Source organism: Pseudomonas sp. NPDC085632, from assembly GCF_044541255.1.
In the GTDB taxonomy this organism is placed as follows: domain Bacteria; phylum Pseudomonadota; class Gammaproteobacteria; order Pseudomonadales; family Pseudomonadaceae; genus Aquipseudomonas.
The window spans coordinates 1-15,541 of sequence record NZ_JBITSX010000033.1 but is presented as its reverse complement, the minus strand read 5'-3'; the positions used below and the strand labels follow the sequence as shown (position 1 = coordinate 15,541).

Sequence of the window (15,541 nt, the reverse complement as noted above, 5' to 3'; positions counted from 1 at the left end):
CAGAAAACAAGAGGCACCCAATGTCCGACATCCTCTGGCAACCCGACGCCAACCGAATCGCCAATTCGCGCATGGACACCTTCCGCCGTGCGATCAATCAGCGCCACTCGCTGAAACTCGACGACTATCCTGCCCTGCACCAATGGAGCATCGAGCAGCGCGCGGAGTTTTGGCAGGCAATCGTCGATGTCTTCGATATCCGCTTCCACACACAACCGGATGCCGTGCTGCGCGAAGGCCCAAGCATGCCCGATGCAGAATGGTTTCCCGGCGCCACGATGAACTTCGCCGAACACCTGCTGCGCCGTCGCGACGATGCCGTGGCAGTGGTGAGCGTAGCGGAGAATGGCCAGCGCGAGCAGTTGACCTGGGCCGAACTCGCCGAGCACGTCGCCGGGTTTCAAGCGAGCCTGCAAGCCGCCGGTGTTGGCCTCGGTGATCGTGTCGCCGCGTGCATGCCGAATACCTGGCAGACACTGGTGGCGATGCTGGCGACGACCAGCCTCGGCGCGATCTGGTCGTGTTCCTCGCCGGACTTCGGCACCCACGGTGTGATCGACCGTTTCGGTCAGATCGAGCCCAAGGTACTGCTCACCTGCGCCAGTTATCGCTACGCGGGCAAGACCATCGACCAGACCGACAAAGTCAACGGAATACTTGAGCAACTGCCGACGCTGAGGCAGTTGATCATCGTCCCGTACGCCCAGCCGCAAGCCCCCGTCGAGGCTTACCGGACGCATGCCGAAGTGACCGTGTGGGATGACTTCTACCAAGTCGGCGGCGAGCCGGATTTTGTCCCGGTGCCGTTCCATCATCCGCTGTACGTGCTGTATTCCAGCGGCACCACCGGCGTGCCGAAATGCATCGTTCACAGCACCGGCGGCGTGTTGGTGCAACACGTCAAGGAACACGGCCTGCATTGCGATCTGGGACCTGGCGATCGACTGTTTTACTACACGACGTGCGGCTGGATGATGTGGAACTGGCTGGTTTCGGCGCTCGCGGTCGGCAGTGCCGTGGTGCTCTACGACGGCTCGCCGTTCCACCCGGACAACCAGCGTTTGCTCGACTTGATCGACGACGAACGCATCAGCGTGTTCGGCACCAGCCCCAAGTTCCTCGCCACCCTGGAAAGCAGTGGCGCCATACCTCGCGAAAGCCATGATCTGGGCAGCCTGAAGACGCTGCTGTGTACCGGTTCGGCGCTGTCGCCACAAAGCTATGACTTCGTCTATCGAGACTTCAAACCCGATGTGTGCCTGGCGTCGATGTCGGGCGGCACCGATGTCGTTTCGTGCTTCGTCAACGCCAATCCGCTGTCATCCGTGCGGCGTGGCGAGAACATGGGCAAAAGCCTGGGCATGGCTGTTGAGGTCTGGAATGACGCGGGTCAATCCGTGATTGGCGAAAAAGGCGAACTGGTCTGCACCCGGCATTTCCCGGCCATGCCGATCGGACTGTGGAATGACCCCGACGGAACGAAACTGCGGCAATCGTATTTCAGCCTGTTTCCAGGTGTTTGGGCACAGGGCGATTATGCCGAGCAACGGCCCCACGGCGGGATGCTGATCCATGGGCGTTCCGACGCAGTCCTCAATCCGGGGGGCGTGCGCATTGGCACGGCGGAGATTTATCGCCAGGTCGAGAAGGTCGCTGAAGTGCTGGACAGCGTCGCCATCGGTCAGCAGTGGCAGGATGATGTGCGGGTTTTGCTGTTTGTCAGGTTGCGCGAAGGACTGGAACTGGATGAGGCGCTGGAGCAGCGCCTCCGCCAGGTGATCCGCGCCAATACCACTCCAAGGCATGTGCCGGCGAAGATCGTCGCCGTGACGGATATCCCGCGCACCATCAGCGGCAAGGTTGTCGAACTGGCGGTGCGCGAGGTGGTGCATGGACGGCCGGTGAAAAACACCGATGCGTTAGCCAATCCCGAAGCGCTGGAGCAGTTTCGGGATCGGCCGGAGCTTGAGACTTGAGTCGGGCGCTGACGCTCTCACGATAAACGTTGGCGGCAGCGCTGGTCGTCAGCGGGGTTTGTTCAGCGTAATCACAACCGGCTGAGTAATCGCCGTACCGCCACTGGCGTCGAGTGCGCTGCGAATGATCGTCATGTTGCGGTCGAACGTAGCTTTGTCCGTAGCCATTTGACTCAGTAACGAGGTAGCAACTGCCAGAGAGTCAGCATTCTCGAAGGATTCGGACACCGCATGGCAACTCTCGACCGAGTCCGCTACAGCCAGGTTGCCGGATGCAAGATTCAGCAGTTGCGCCACATCCAGTCGCTGCCCAGTGTTGCTTTGATGCTCTGTGTCGGTGGCGTAACCAACATCCGTGGTCTGCGCACTACCGTGGAACAGTTCATGTATCAGGTCATCTGCCACCACATCATGGTTGAAGCCCAGATTGACGAAATGTTTGTTCAGGTTCTGAGTATAAATCTCGACAAACGCAATATCAGGCGCGTCGCTGGCGCTGGCGCTTTTCCACCGCTTGTAGCTGTTCACATCAAAAGAAGCGATTGTCTCGTTATTCTTGAATGCATCGAGCAAGGTATTGCTCATCGAGAAGCCGGCAAAGTCAAAGCGAATCAACCGCAGATAATTCACCAGTCGCTCAGTAGCCATCTTCGAAGTATCACCGAACAGCGCCTTCATCAGCAGATTGCCATCTCGCTTGAACTCATGTCGGCTGATGACATCGATCGCGTTGTCAATCTTCACCCGAGCGCGGGGCAGGCTTTTTTCGATGAAGTTGCGCGTGTAGCTCACCGGCAGTGTCTTGGGTGAGTAAGGCAACTGTAGAGGGGCTTTATACGCGAAGCCTTTCAACGGATTGCCCCACAGATTGCCATGACGGTTCAAGGCATACCATTTGTTGCCACTGCGTGCGGCCAGAACAGGCACAACGTTGCCATGGGTGCCCAGTGGCTTCCAGTTACCCAGCCCCAAATGGGCATTATCGGATGCACTGAGCAGATCGTAGGATTGACGACGGCCACTGAGTTTGTGCAACTGGCTGTTCGCTATAGCGACGAGTTCATGGCTGTTTTTGTTAAAACGCAACAAGCCCTTGTGCACCAGTTTACCGCCGGCCTGTATGCCAGAAGGCACCCCATCCAGCGGATTGAAAAGTCCTATGGCCGAGGTGAATGCCAACCTGGTAAAGCGCGCAGCTTTGGATGAAGTTGAAATAGCCTTGGCCGAAATACTCAATACTTTGGAACTTGCGCCGGCCACCGTTCCCACCAGGCCGATGCCATCCATCAAACAGCCGTAAATCCCGTCCACCACCTTGTCATGTTCACCCGAGGCAATATCTTCGATGCACTTTTTGAAAGGCACGACCAAGTCGATGAAATAGGTCAGCAAGCGCTCTCCCTCCTCCCTGGAGAGTTCGAGTGGCGTCGGTATACGGACTATTTCTCTCAGTTCATTTTTATTGAGGAAGGGTCGATTCTTTACCAGAAACTCGGCGATACGTTCGATATTCGGATCGTTGAATTTGCGATAGAACCCTGATTTTGGCGTCGAAGCTGCTTGTGGTCCTTTCAGCACGCCAAAGTTATCGATGATGGCCATGCTGCTGGTAATCGAAGAGTCTTCGGCTGCTGCGTGGGTAAACCGTTTAACATCGAGCGGGAGGCTCTGCGTTGCGATGATACTCAGTGGCGTCGTTAAATTTGCACTGGCACTCATTCTTGAACGTTGTTGCAGTTTTCGCTCTCGCCTGATGAAAACCGCCAAGGCGTCATTTTTTCGGGTTTCTCCGCGCGATGTGAACAGTTCATAGCAGATGTCAGCATTCTCGTAAGACGCATACATCACAATGCCAAAACGTCCCGTGGCAGCATCTCTGCTTTGTAGTGTCTCTTGTTCGAGATCAATACTCAGGGGGCCGCCCCACCGGCGCGTTTTTTTATAAACGGCAGATCCGCGGACCGTCAGGAAGTGAATATCAGTATTCATGAAGATCTGCAGATCTGCCTCCGGCATCTGCGCCAGAGCCAGTTTCACCGTAGACAACATGGCGCTATTCAACCCGTCGAAATGCACACTCAGTTGACGATCCATCTCCTCGTCACAGGAGCCAAGTTTCAGCAAGTTCGGGTAACGCGTGTAAAGGCTGACACCGGACGGGTTGTAGTTGATGGCCGGCTTGGGGGTACCATTCGTGACTAGACGCACTGTACGCCTGTCCCACTGGCCAGTGACCAAGTCGCCGGATTGATGCAAATCGACCATGGACATGACTTGCTGCCCGCCTTTCTCGGACAGTGCTTTTTCGTCCAGGCTGTCACAACCCGGAGCGGCAGCTTTCAGAGCCGTACGGGCAATCTGCGCTCTGTCGGGTAGCGGTGTCGAAAATGCCTTGGCGATTTGCGCAAACGTTTCCGAGTGTTGTTCGAATGCGTCAATTGCACGCCGGGTGCTGGTTTCCTCTGCTTGCTCAAGTTCAGTGCGGGTCACCACCTGGTTAAGCAGCGCCCAATCGACGATCGGATCAATCATCGCCAGATCGCGTAGATGTTGCTGCGCGTCGCTGATCGGCTCCAGTTCGGCATAAGCCATGATCCGCGCATAAGTCATTTCTCGCGCCGCCCCCGATTTTGCTGCCTCCACCAGCAAAACGCCACGACAGAAGTTGATCCAGGCAATCGACCCGAGCGTAATCGACGGAGGAATTTCCCGAACCAGAAACTCTGGCGCATCACGTGCCAGTAACAGGTGGGCCGCCAAGGGCGCCAACTCAAAATCAACCCATTGTTTAGCCCGCAGAAAGGCGGCCACTTCTTCACGTATGAGCGATGGGTGACGCTCAACGTTGGAGGGTGCATACAGATCCAGGCCATTGATGCGTTTACGGCGATGGCTGAGGCCAATTGATGGATCCAGATCCAGCAAGATCGCCGTCGTCAGCAATTGACGGAGAATATGCTCGGAAACCAACTCCCCTTCGTTTACACCATACCATCCGAGTTCGTTCAGATAGTTCCTGGCGAGTGTTTGAGAGACCGGATGATTGACGAGTTCGCTCATGACATGGTTCGCACTGGCATGGGATACGGCGGCGCGCCCGGTAACACCGTGCAGGAACTTCAGCAGTTTGCGCGCTGGCGCCAACTTTGACGTTGCACCACGAATAGCTGACAACTGTTCCTCGTTTAACGCGACAAATGCCTGACTATCCGTCTGGAAATGCTCCCAGTAATTACCAGGCTCTTTCACTTGGGGATCAAACTTGAACAGGGCGATCAGCTCTCTGACCTTTGCGTTATTCTCGGGAAGTTTTATTTCATGAAATCGAAACCATTGATCAAGCGTTATATCGTTATCAGGCCATACATAGCCGCCTGCCACGCCTGCTATATCCGAAATCACTGTCAATGCAGATTGTGTCGGAACGCTGTGTTCAAAATGACGCGCGGCTACCAGATCCACCCATCCCCTGTCGGCACGGACTTCCATCTTGCCGTCAGGTGTAACTCGTACAAGTCCGTTATGATCGCGCGCTTCTTCCCGGGCAAGCGCACCGATTACCGGGCCGGTAGCCAACAGGTCGTTGAGCATAAGTCTGCCGGGATTATAAATTTGATACAAAGACGATCCCGAGTGCAATTCCACTTCATGCGCATACCAATTGATTTTTTGATCATCAGTGTATTGGTTTAACGCTTTCTCCAGTTCAGCCAAAACCAACAGGCGCTCTACTGCATCTGCTTCAGTCCTGTATTTCCATTCGGAAAGCGCGACGGCCGAAGACCAGACCGTTTTATTTCTGGATCCATCATTCATACTTAGAACCTCATCAAGTTAACTAGCCGACAACTTCGGCCCGATGACGTTCTACTGCTTTCTATACACGCTCTCCATTTGGAAAGTATGAGGCGTTATTTCCTTCCAGACACTAAAAAGCAACTAATCGAAATTCAATCCATCAGCCCCCACTCGCCTGGCGCTAGTTCGTTGCTACCACTTTCATCTCCCGCAAGCTTCATACGTAACTTCAGGTTATTGACCGAATCTGCATTTTTCAAAGCCTCCTGAGCACTGATCACACCGTCCGCAACCAACGCAAACAGCGCCGCATCAAATGTCTGCATACCCAGTTCAGTTGATTTTTCCATTATCGGTTTAAGCTCTTCGAACTGACCACGCCGCACTAGATCAGCAATGGTCGGCGTACCCAACAACACCTCGACAGCAGCCCTTCGTTGCCCGTCGACAGTGCGTACCAAGCGCTGCGAGATAAATGCTTTCAGATTATTGCCCAGCGCCTGCAACAACTGCGGCCGGCGCTCTTCAGGGAACATATTGATAATCCGGTCCAGCGCCTGATTGGCATTAATGGCGTGCAACGTCGAGAGCACCAGATGCCCGGTATCGGCGAATGCCAAGGCATGTTCCATGGTTTCGCGGTCACGGATTTCGCCGATCAGCACCACGTCCGGCGCCTGACGCAGGGTGTTTTTCAGAGCAGCGTGGAAACTGCGGGTATCGACCCCGACCTCCCGTTGATTGATGATCGAACGCTGGTGGCGATGGATGTACTCGATCGGATCCTCGATGGTGATGATGTGCCCGCTGCTGTGGCGGTTGCGGTGGTCTATCAGTGCGGCCAGCGACGTCGATTTACCCGAATCGGTGGCGCCGACAAAGAGGATCAGCCCTTGCTTGAGCATGACGGTGTCGAGCAGTACCGCTGGCAGCTTCAGATCGGCAAACCGTGGGATATCGAGTTTGACGTTGCGTATGACGATCGATACATCGTTGCGCTGTTTGAAGATGTTCACGCGAAAGCGGCCGATGCCCGTTCGCGAAATCGCCAGGTTCATTTCCAGATCCCGGTCGAACTCCCGTCGTTGCTCGGCGTCCATCAGGGAGGCAGCCATGGCGGCGGTTTCACCGTTCTTGAACGAACGCTCGCTCAGCGCCGTGAGCACGCCGTCGAAACGCGCACTGGGCGGTGCTCCTGTAGACAGGAACAGATCCGAACCGTTTTTATTGGACAAAACTGACAACAGTGCATCGATTTCCATGGCAAAAAGCACCCGCGAAGCATTCAATGAATAGACAATGGCCTGCGTCCGACGCAGCACAACTGCAACAATGATAGACGTCGCCTCACCGAACCACGCTCAGGACTGATGTAATGAATGCTGTACCGAACACCGACGACGCGCAGGCACTGATCGCCCGCACCGACTGGAGCCGTAGCCCGCTGGGCGCTGCCGGCAGCTGGCCGCAAAGCCTGCGCACCGCGGTGGACATCGTGATTCACTCGCCAATGCCGATGCTGTTGTTGTGGGGCCCGCAACTCACGCAGATCTACAACAATGGCTTCGCCCTGCTCGCCGGCCACAAGCATCCGCACGCTTTCGGACAGCCTGCGCACCAGATCTGGCCGGAACTTCGCGACTTTACCGACCCGATCTACCGCGCCGTCCTACAAGGTCAGGTACGCACCTACAGCGAAAGACGCTTCACCCTGCGACGGGACGGCCAAGAGTCCGACTTCTGGCTGGATCTGACCTACAGCCCGATCCGCGATGAAACCGCGCAAGTCGCCGGAATTCTGGTCACCGCCATCGAAACCAACGAACGCCGCCGCATCGCTCTGGAACTGCAGCGACGTTCCGAGGAAAGCCTCAAGGCCCAACGGGAAACCGAGGAACGTCTACAACTGGCCCTCGCCGCGACCGATGCCGTCGGCACTTGGGATTGGGACATCGGCGAAGACCGCTTTATCGCCGATGCGCATTTTGCCCAGTTGCATGGCGTCGACCCCGGCCTCGCCGGGCGGTTGCCAATCAGCGATTACCTGCAAGGCGTGCACCCGGAAGACCGCGCGATGATTGCGCGCAGCATCAAGCATTGCATCACCCACGGCACCGAATACGCTGAGGAATATCGCCTGTTACAGGCTGACGGCGAAGTACGCTGGGTGTTCGCTCGCGGTCGTTGCTATAAGGATCATCATGGCCGGCCCATGCGTTTCCTCGGGGCAGCACTGGATCTGACCGAGCGCAAACACACCGAACAGGCGTTACGCCAGAGTCAGACTGAACTGCAACTGATCATCAACGCCATGCCGATTTTGATCAGTTATGTCGACTGTGAAGAACGCTTTCGCCTGAACAACGCGGCCTATCTCGACTGGTACGGGCTCACGCCGCAGGAACTCTACGGGCGCACGATTCGTGAAGTCATCGGTGAAGAAGCCTATTTCCTGCGCCTGCCTTACATTGCCGAGGCGCTGGCCGGCAGACCCTGTTCATTCAGCCTGTACACCCCGCACCGCGATGGCAGCAATCGCCACGCACTGATGAATTACTTGCCGCGTTACGCCGCCGACGGCGCGATCAGTGGTTTCTATATCTTTGTAATTGACGAAACCGAGCGCAAGAAAACCGAAGAGGCTTTGCGCAATCTCAACGAAACGCTCGAAGAGCGGGTCAGCGCCCGCACCGAACAATTGGCCCAGGCCAACCAGCGCTTGCAGAACGAGATGTTCGAACGCGAGCGCGCCGAAGATGCCTTGCGCCACGCGCAGAAAATGGAGGCTGTCGGTCAGCTCACCGGCGGTATCGCCCACGACTTCAACAACATGCTCACCGGGATCATCGGCAGCCTGGATTTGATGCAGCGCTACATCGCCAACGGCCGGGCCGACGAGATTGGCCGCTTTACCGAAGCGGCGGTGTCATCGGCCAACCGTGCGGCAGCGCTGACCCATCGTCTGTTGGCGTTTTCGCGGCGACAGTCGCTGGATCGCAAAACCCTCAACGTCAATGAACTGGTGCATTCGCTGGAAGACCTGATCCGCCGTACCAAGGGCGATCCGATCGAACTCACCCTGCGTCTTGCCGAGAATGTGTGGCCCGTCAGCACCGACGTCAGCCAACTGGAAAACGCCCTGCTCAACCTGGTCATCAATGCCCGCGACGCCATGCCCGACGGCGGCGAGTTGTTGATTGAGACGGCCAACGTCTATCTCGACGGCAGCGATATCACCACGCTTGAACCGGTCAAGGCCGGCGATTACCTGATGCTGGCGGTCAGCGACAACGGCACCGGCATGACGCCTTCCGTACGTTCCAAGGCCTTCGATCCGTTCTTCACCACCAAGCCGATCGGCCAGGGCACCGGGCTGGGGCTGTCGATGATTTATGGTTTTGCCCAGCAGTCGGGCGGCCACGTCAGTCTCGACAGCCTGCCGGGCCAGGGCACATGTGTGCGCTTGTACCTGCCGCGCTTGTATGGCGTCGAACCGGAACGGCCAGCCGTCGAGGCCGTTGAACAACCGTCGTCGACGGCGACCGGTGAAACCGTGGTGGTCGTCGAAGATGACCCGGCGGTGCGCATGCTGGTGCTCGATCTGCTCCGGGAGTTGGGTTATCAAGCCTACGAAGCCGAGGATGCGAAGACCGCCCTGCCCTTGCTGGAGTCCAATCTACGCGTGGACCTGCTGGTCACCGACGTCGGCCTGCCCGGCATGAATGGCCGGCAACTGGCGGAAATCGCCCGTCAGCATCGACCGGGGCTCAAGGTGCTGTTCATGACCGGTTATGCGCAGAAAGCCGCCGAGCGTCAGGGGTTTCTCGAGGACGGTATGGACATGGTCGCCAAACCGTTTGCCATTGAGCTGCTGGCCAGCAAGATCCGCACGATGGTCAGCCAAAACCCGTGACTTGAGGCATAATCCGCGCCCCGCCGTCACCCCGTTATCAGGTACCGCACGATGAAAGCCCAAGCTCGCCACATTCTGGTGAAAACCGCCGAAGAGGCCGAACAGCTCAAACAACGCATCGCCAAGGGTGAAGCGTTCGATGTGCTGGCGAAGAAATTTTCGACCTGTCCGTCCGGCAAACGCGGCGGCGATCTGGGCGAAGTGCGGCCGGGGCAGATGGTCGGGGCAATTGATGCGGTGATTTTCAAAAAGCCGTTGCGTACCGTGCATGGGCCGATCAAGAGCAAGTTCGGGTATCACCTGGTGCAGGTGTTTTACCGCGATTAAACACCGCAGCCCTGTAGGAGCTGTCGAGTGAAACGAGGCTGCGATCTTTTGATCTTGTTTTTTAACATCAAGATCAAAAGATCGCAGCCTTCGGCAGCTCCTACAGGTGTTGCATTTCAGGTTCTGGGAATCAATGCCCCCGGCACCTGAATCACCTTGCTGGCCAGCAAGTGCCCGGCCTCGGCAGCCTCTGCCGGACTCCCCCCCAGCAATCGACTGGCCAGATACGCCGCACTGAACGAATCCCCCGCCGCCGTGGTGTCCACCACCTTCGCGACCTTCTGCGCCGGCACTTCAAATGCCTCACCATCACAGCGAATCAGGCACGCCTCTGCCCCACGTTTGAGCACCACTTCCGGCGTGCCGAACTGCGCGTAAGCGGCAAACACCTGCGCGCAATCGGCAAACCCGAACAATGCCTGTTCGTCATCCACCGTCAGCAACGCCAGATCGACGTAGGGCAACACGCTGCGATACGCCGCTCGCGCGTCGTCTACAGAAGCCCACAACCGTGGCCGGTAGTTGTTATCGAAGACGATGCGCGCATCCCGCTGCCGCGCTTCGTTCAGGGTCTGAATCAGTTTCTCCCGGCCCAACGCACCGAGCACGGCGAGGGTGATACCGCTGAAATACAGCACATCATAATCCGGCAACGCCGCCAGAATCGGCGCGGCGGCCGGCGTGGTGAAGCAGTCGCGGACCGCTGCTTCGTTGCGCCAGTAAAGGAAACGACGCTCGCCGCTGGCGTCGGTCTGAATGCAATACAAGCCCGGCAGGCGCCCAGGCAAGCGCTGGACCATTTCCAGGCCAATGCCTTCGTCGGACCAGATCTGGCACATCGCGTCGCTGAAACTGTCATCACCCAGTGCGGTGACGTAATCGACCTGTGCCTTGTCGCCCATCGCGCGGGACAGATACACCGCGGTGTTCAGCGTGTCGCCGCCGAAGCTTTGCTGCAGGCTGCCGTCGGCGCGTTGCTGCAGTTCGATCATGCATTCGCCAATCAGGGCGATGCGCGGGGTGTTCGGGCCCAGGGGGCTAAGGGTGTTCATCTTGTGCTGTCTCTGTTGATGCGCGGGTGTCTGGTCTGGCCTCATCGCTGGCAAGCCAGCTCCCACAAGGATTCATGTCGCTCACAAATTTTTTAATCAACACTGAACCCTGTGGGAGCTGGCTTGCCAGCGATTGGCCGCGACTCGGTCTGAAGTCTTAGAAACAAGTCTCCATGCTCTCGATCACCGACAACTGCTCATCCACCAACAACCCCACACGCCACTTGTCGAACGTCAGGCACGGGTGCGAAGTACCGAAGGAAATGATGTCGCCCACGCGCAATTCCACACCCGGCGCCACCGTCATGAACGCATGCTGATCCATCACCGCCGTGACTTTGCACGCGCCGACGTCTTCGCCCAGTGCTGGCACCACACCCGCCTTGTAACGCAGCAACGGCACCGGCAAACCGGCATCGAAGGCGACATCACGCTTGCCCAGTGCGATCACCGCAAAACCCGGCTCCGGCAGCGACTGCACATGCGCCCAGACTTCCAGCGCCGGGCGCAAACCTTCGTGCAGATCACTGCGGCGGTCGAGCACGCAGCACTGCGCTTCTTTGTAGATGCCGTGGTCGTGCGCCACGTAGCTGCCCGGACGCAACACGCTGAGAAAACGCCCGGCGGCATTCTGTGCTTCGAACGATTCGGCAATCAGGTCGTACCACGCCGAACCCGAGGCGGTGATGACCGGTTTGGCGATGGCGAAAGCGCCGCTGTCCTGCAACTGCACCGCCAGACGCACCAGTGATGCGGCGAATTCACGGATGCCGCTGACCGCGTGATCGCCGTGAATCACCCCTTCGTAACCTTCAATGCCGGTCAGCGCCAGCGCCGGTTGCGCGTTGATCGCTTTGGCCAGCTCGATGACTTCCTGCTCGCTGCGGCAACCGCAACGGCCGCCGACCACGCCGTACTCGATCATCACGTTGAGTTTCACGCCGCGCGAGGCGAAGTAGGCGCCAAGATCGGCGACGTTGTCCGGATGATCGACCATGCAATAGAAATCGAAGGTCGGATCGGCCAGCAGATCGGCAATCAGCGCCATGTTCGGTGTGCCGACCAATTGGTTGGCCATCAGCACGCGGCGTACGCCGTGGGCATAAGCGGCACGGGTCTGGGTGGCGCTGGCGAGGGTAATGCCCCACGCGCCCGCGTCGAGCTGTCGCTTGAACAGTGCTGGCGTCATGCTGGTCTTGCCGTGGGGCGCGAGTTCCGCACCGCTGTCGCTGACAAACTTCTGCATCCAGCGAATGTTGTGCTCCAGCGCTTCGCGGTGCAGCACCAGCGCCGGCAGGCTGACGTCGCGTACCAAGTGCGCGCCAATGGCAGCGTCGCCCTTTTCCACAGCAGTATTGATGGCAGTCGTCATGGTCGAACTCCTCACTTTCGCGGCTGCAGGCAGCCGCGGTTATTCGTTGATGCGCCGGGCGAGGCTATTGGCGCTCTCGATCAGAACCCGGCGATAGTCGTTGTAATTGTTCTTCGCATCGGCCCGTGGAGCGACGATGCACAGGGTGCAGATCGCTACGCCGTAAGGGTCTTTGACCGGGGCGGCGAAGCAATGGGTGAAGGTGTCGGCGACGCTGTCGAAGGAGAAAAACCCATCGATGCCGGCCTGACGGATCTCCGCCAGAAAACGCTCCAGCGGCAGGCGCTCGCCGTCGGGCAGGATGTAATCGTCTTCGTCGATCAGGTCGATGATTTGCTGGTCGCTCAAGTGCGCGAGCAGCAAGCGACCGGAAGCCGTCCACGGAATGGGGGCGTTTTCACCGATGTCGGAGGAAATGCGGAAATGCCGCTCGCCCTCCTTCATCAACGCCACCGTGTATTTGCGCCCGTTGAGCAGGCACATCTGCGCGGTTTCATGGGTCTGGCTGACGATTTCCTGCAAGGCGTGATCGGCCTCTCGGCTCAGGTCGAAATGGCGCAGATGCGCCTGACCGAGGAAATATAACTGCCGGCCCAGATAGACATGACCGTCCTTGCCCACCGGCTCCAGAATTCGTCGATCGAGCAGCGAAGCGACCAGTTCGTAGACCGTGGATTTCGGGCTGCCGATACCGTTGGCGATGTCATTCGGACGCAGCGGCTGGCCGATCTCCTTGAGGAAATCGAGGATATCGAACGCCCGGTCCAGACCGCGGGCCCGGCGTTTGATGGTGTCTTCGGTCATTTCAGTGGTTCCCATTCAAAGTCGCCGGATGGTAACTGGCCCTTGGTGCCGTGTCAGTGACATTGCTGCCCTCACCCCCCGCCCTCTCCCGGAGGGAGAGGGAGCCTGACCGTATCGATGCACATGTTGTGGTCATTTGCCAAAATCTGCATCGACAGCGATCAGCCCCCTCTCCCAGAGAGAAAGAACCTGACCGTATCGATGTAAATGTAAGCGTCATACGCAAAATCCGCATCGATACAGATCAGTCCCCTCTCCCTTGGGAGAGGGTTAGGGTGAGGGGCTGCGGCCTAAGCAACGCAGCAATTTTCAAGCCTTCTTCTTGTAGGCAATGCAATCGATCTCAACCTTGCAATCCACCATCATGCTCGCCTGAACACACGCCCGTGCCGGTGCATGTTCAGGTTTGAAGTACTCGCCGAAAACCTTGTTGAAACTGCTGAAATCACGCGGATCATCCAGCCACACCCCGGCACGCACGACATCTTCCAGGCCATAACCGGCCTCTTCGAGAATCGCGATCAGGTTCTTCATGGTCTGATGGGTCTGCTCGACGATGCCGCCCACAATGATCTCGCCATCCACCGCCGGCACCTGGCCGGACACATGCAGCCAGCCATCGGCTTCAACGGCGCGGGCGAATGGGCGTGGCTGGCCGCCAGCGGCGGTGCTGCCGGTGCCGTAACGCGTAATGCTCATGGGTACTTCTCCTGATTACAAAACGAAAAATTAAAACCGCGTGCTTTTGAGAAACTCAGCCAGACGCGGCGATTGCGGGCGTTCGAACAGTTCCTTGGGAGGCCCTTGCTCTTCGATTCGCCCCTGATTCATGAAAACGATTTTGTCCGAGACCTCGAAGGCAAAACGCATCTCGTGGGTCACCAGCAGCATGGTCATGCCGTCTTCGGCGAGGCCCTTGATCACGTTGAGCACTTCGCCGACCAGTTCCGGATCGAGCGCCGAAGTAACTTCATCAAACAGCATCAGACTCGGGTTCATCGCAATGGCGCGAGCGATCGCCACGCGCTGCTGCTGACCGCCGGACAACTGCCCGGGAAAGTGATTGCGCCGTTCCAGCAGGCCGACGCGCTCCAGCCATTTTTCGGCGAGGACGACGGCTTCGTCTTTGTGCATCTTCTTCACCTTGAGCAGGCCCAGTGTGACGTTCTGCAACGCGGTCAAATGCGGGAACAGGTTGAATTGCTGGAACGCCATGCCGGTCATCGCACGATGCCGGGCGATGACCTTTTCTGCATGTCTGATGCGTTTGCCGTTGGTTTCGTCATAGCCGATGGATTCGCCGTCGAGCAGGATCTGCCCACCCTGGAATTCTTCGAGCATGTTCACGCAACGCAGCAATGTGGTTTTGCCCGAACCGCTGGAACCGATCAGCGTGACCACATTGCCGCGCTGCATGCTCAGATCAACCCCCTTGAGCACTTCGACCGCGCCGTACTGTTTGTGCAGGCCACGGATGTCCAGCAACGCCTGATTTTGAGGGGAAACTTGAGCTTGAGTCATGGCAGGGCCACCCGCTTTTCAATGTGCCGGCCGAGTAATTCGATGCCGTAGTTGATGACGAAGAACAGAAAACCGGCGAACAGGTAGAACTCCAGCGTCATGAAGTTCCGGGCGATGACCTGTTGCGTGCTGAGCAGCAATTCGGCGACGCCGATCACCGAGAGCAAAGTCGAAGCCTTGACGATTTCCGTGGACGAGTTGACCCAGGTCGGCAGGATCTGCCGCAAGGCCTGAGGCAACAACACGTAGCCGAGGGATTGATAGAACGTCAGGCCGATGGCCTGGCTCGCTTCCATCTGCCCGCGCGGCAAGGCTTGCAATGCACCGCGCACAATCTCGGCGACGTGAGAGCCACAGAACAGCGTCAGTCCCAAGGCCCCGGCCTGAAATGCGCTGATCTGCCAGCCCAGCGCCGGCGCCATATAGAAGCAGGCCAGCACCAATACAAACACCGGCGTGCCGCGAATCAGGTCGACATAAAAACGGAACGGCGCGCGCATCCAGAACTTGCCGTAAGTCAGCACCAGCCCGGCAACCACGCCAAGCATGGTGCCGAGCAGAATCGCCAGTGCCGACACCTGCACACTGGTCACAAAGCCCTGCCACAGCGGCTCACGCGCCACCCACAATTCATGCAACCAACTGGGAGATTCGTACATCGCAGCCTCCTATCGGCGGATCGCCAGACGCTGCTCGAGGTAACGCAGCAGCATGGCAATGAGGTAACAGGCCGCGGTATCGTAATATCAGTAGTGGCATGAGCACATTTCTGAATGTG

The 15,541-nt window shown here is 58.0% G+C and carries 11 protein-coding genes; 3 read left to right on the top strand and 8 right to left on the bottom strand.

What is annotated here, in order from left to right:
• Nucleotides 1-20 precede the first annotated feature (20 nt).
• Nucleotides 21-1,976, top strand: coding sequence for an acetoacetate--CoA ligase (locus ACIF4X_RS19475; RefSeq protein ID WP_397483376.1), 1,956 nt, complete (start codon nt 21-23; stop codon nt 1,974-1,976).
• A gap of 48 nt (nt 1,977-2,024) precedes the next feature.
• On the opposite strand, the gene ACIF4X_RS19470 is transcribed toward ACIF4X_RS19475, so the two are convergent.
• Nucleotides 2,025-5,792 carry a hypothetical protein gene (locus ACIF4X_RS19470; protein WP_397483375.1) on the bottom strand — a complete coding sequence of 1,256 codons (3,768 nt, stop codon included), beginning with the start codon at nt 5,790-5,792 and terminating at the stop codon, nt 2,025-2,027.
• A gap of 134 nt (nt 5,793-5,926) precedes the next feature.
• Nucleotides 5,927-7,036: a PilT/PilU family type 4a pilus ATPase gene (locus tag ACIF4X_RS19465; RefSeq protein ID WP_397483374.1), complete on the bottom strand. Its 1,110-nt coding sequence runs from the start codon at nt 7,034-7,036 to the stop codon at nt 5,927-5,929.
• A 113-nt stretch (nt 7,037-7,149) separates the two neighbouring features.
• Here ACIF4X_RS19465 and ACIF4X_RS19460 point away from each other — a divergent pair, with 113 nt between their 5' ends.
• Complete coding sequence (locus tag ACIF4X_RS19460) at nt 7,150-9,687, top strand: PAS domain S-box protein (RefSeq protein ID WP_397483373.1); 2,538 nt, start codon at nt 7,150-7,152, stop codon at nt 9,685-9,687.
• 51 nt (nt 9,688-9,738) lie between these two features.
• On the top strand, nt 9,739-10,014 hold the full coding sequence (locus tag ACIF4X_RS19455; protein ID WP_007912322.1) for a peptidylprolyl isomerase: 276 nt from the start codon (nt 9,739-9,741) through the stop codon (nt 10,012-10,014).
• Nucleotides 10,015-10,130: 116 nt separating this feature from the next.
• Here the strand turns inward: ACIF4X_RS19455 and ACIF4X_RS19450 are convergent, their stop codons facing one another.
• The 6 genes from ACIF4X_RS19450 to ACIF4X_RS19425 form a co-directional block, all read right to left on the bottom strand.
• Nucleotides 10,131-11,066, bottom strand: a complete 936-nt coding sequence (locus ACIF4X_RS19450; RefSeq protein ID WP_397483372.1) for a sugar kinase — start codon at nt 11,064-11,066, stop codon at nt 10,131-10,133.
• A gap of 157 nt (nt 11,067-11,223) precedes the next feature.
• On the bottom strand, nt 11,224-12,438 hold the full coding sequence (locus tag ACIF4X_RS19445; RefSeq protein ID WP_397483371.1) for an amino acid deaminase: 1,215 nt from the start codon (nt 12,436-12,438) through the stop codon (nt 11,224-11,226).
• A gap of 39 nt (nt 12,439-12,477) precedes the next feature.
• Complete coding sequence (locus tag ACIF4X_RS19440) at nt 12,478-13,242, bottom strand: IclR family transcriptional regulator (RefSeq protein WP_397483409.1); 765 nt, start codon at nt 13,240-13,242, stop codon at nt 12,478-12,480.
• Between the two features lie 309 nt (nt 13,243-13,551).
• Nucleotides 13,552-13,941, bottom strand: coding sequence for a RidA family protein (locus tag ACIF4X_RS19435; protein ID WP_007912330.1), 390 nt, complete (start codon nt 13,939-13,941; stop codon nt 13,552-13,554).
• Nucleotides 13,942-13,971: 30 nt separating this feature from the next.
• Nucleotides 13,972-14,763 carry an amino acid ABC transporter ATP-binding protein gene (locus ACIF4X_RS19430; RefSeq protein ID WP_397483370.1) on the bottom strand — a complete coding sequence of 264 codons (792 nt, stop codon included), beginning with the start codon at nt 14,761-14,763 and terminating at the stop codon, nt 13,972-13,974.
• The gene (locus ACIF4X_RS19425; protein WP_397483369.1) at nt 14,760-15,422 is read right to left on the bottom strand and encodes an amino acid ABC transporter permease; all 663 of its coding nucleotides are present in this window, start codon (nt 15,420-15,422) and stop codon (nt 14,760-14,762) included. Before ACIF4X_RS19425 ends, ACIF4X_RS19430 begins: the two co-directional genes overlap by 4 nt.
• Between the last annotated feature and the right edge of the window lie 119 nt (nt 15,423-15,541).

What these genes read in the sequence shown, in the direction of transcription:
- ACIF4X_RS19475 (WP_397483376.1), top strand. Translation starts at nt 21, where the DNA reads ATGTCCGACATCCTCTGGCAACCCGACGCCAACCGAATCGCCAATTCG.
- ACIF4X_RS19470 (WP_397483375.1), bottom strand. Translation starts at nt 5,792, where the DNA reads ATGAATGATGGATCCAGAAATAAAACGGTCTGGTCTTCGGCCGTCGCG.
- ACIF4X_RS19465 (WP_397483374.1), bottom strand. Translation starts at nt 7,036, where the DNA reads ATGGAAATCGATGCACTGTTGTCAGTTTTGTCCAATAAAAACGGTTCG.
- ACIF4X_RS19460 (WP_397483373.1), top strand. Translation starts at nt 7,150, where the DNA reads ATGAATGCTGTACCGAACACCGACGACGCGCAGGCACTGATCGCCCGC.
- ACIF4X_RS19455 (WP_007912322.1), top strand. Translation starts at nt 9,739, where the DNA reads ATGAAAGCCCAAGCTCGCCACATTCTGGTGAAAACCGCCGAAGAGGCC.
- ACIF4X_RS19450 (WP_397483372.1), bottom strand. Translation starts at nt 11,066, where the DNA reads ATGAACACCCTTAGCCCCCTGGGCCCGAACACCCCGCGCATCGCCCTG.
- ACIF4X_RS19445 (WP_397483371.1), bottom strand. Translation starts at nt 12,438, where the DNA reads ATGACGACTGCCATCAATACTGCTGTGGAAAAGGGCGACGCTGCCATT.
- ACIF4X_RS19440 (WP_397483409.1), bottom strand. Translation starts at nt 13,242, where the DNA reads ATGACCGAAGACACCATCAAACGCCGGGCCCGCGGTCTGGACCGGGCG.
- ACIF4X_RS19435 (WP_007912330.1), bottom strand. Translation starts at nt 13,941, where the DNA reads ATGAGCATTACGCGTTACGGCACCGGCAGCACCGCCGCTGGCGGCCAG.
- ACIF4X_RS19430 (WP_397483370.1), bottom strand. Translation starts at nt 14,763, where the DNA reads ATGACTCAAGCTCAAGTTTCCCCTCAAAATCAGGCGTTGCTGGACATC.
- ACIF4X_RS19425 (WP_397483369.1), bottom strand. Translation starts at nt 15,422, where the DNA reads ATGTACGAATCTCCCAGTTGGTTGCATGAATTGTGGGTGGCGCGTGAG.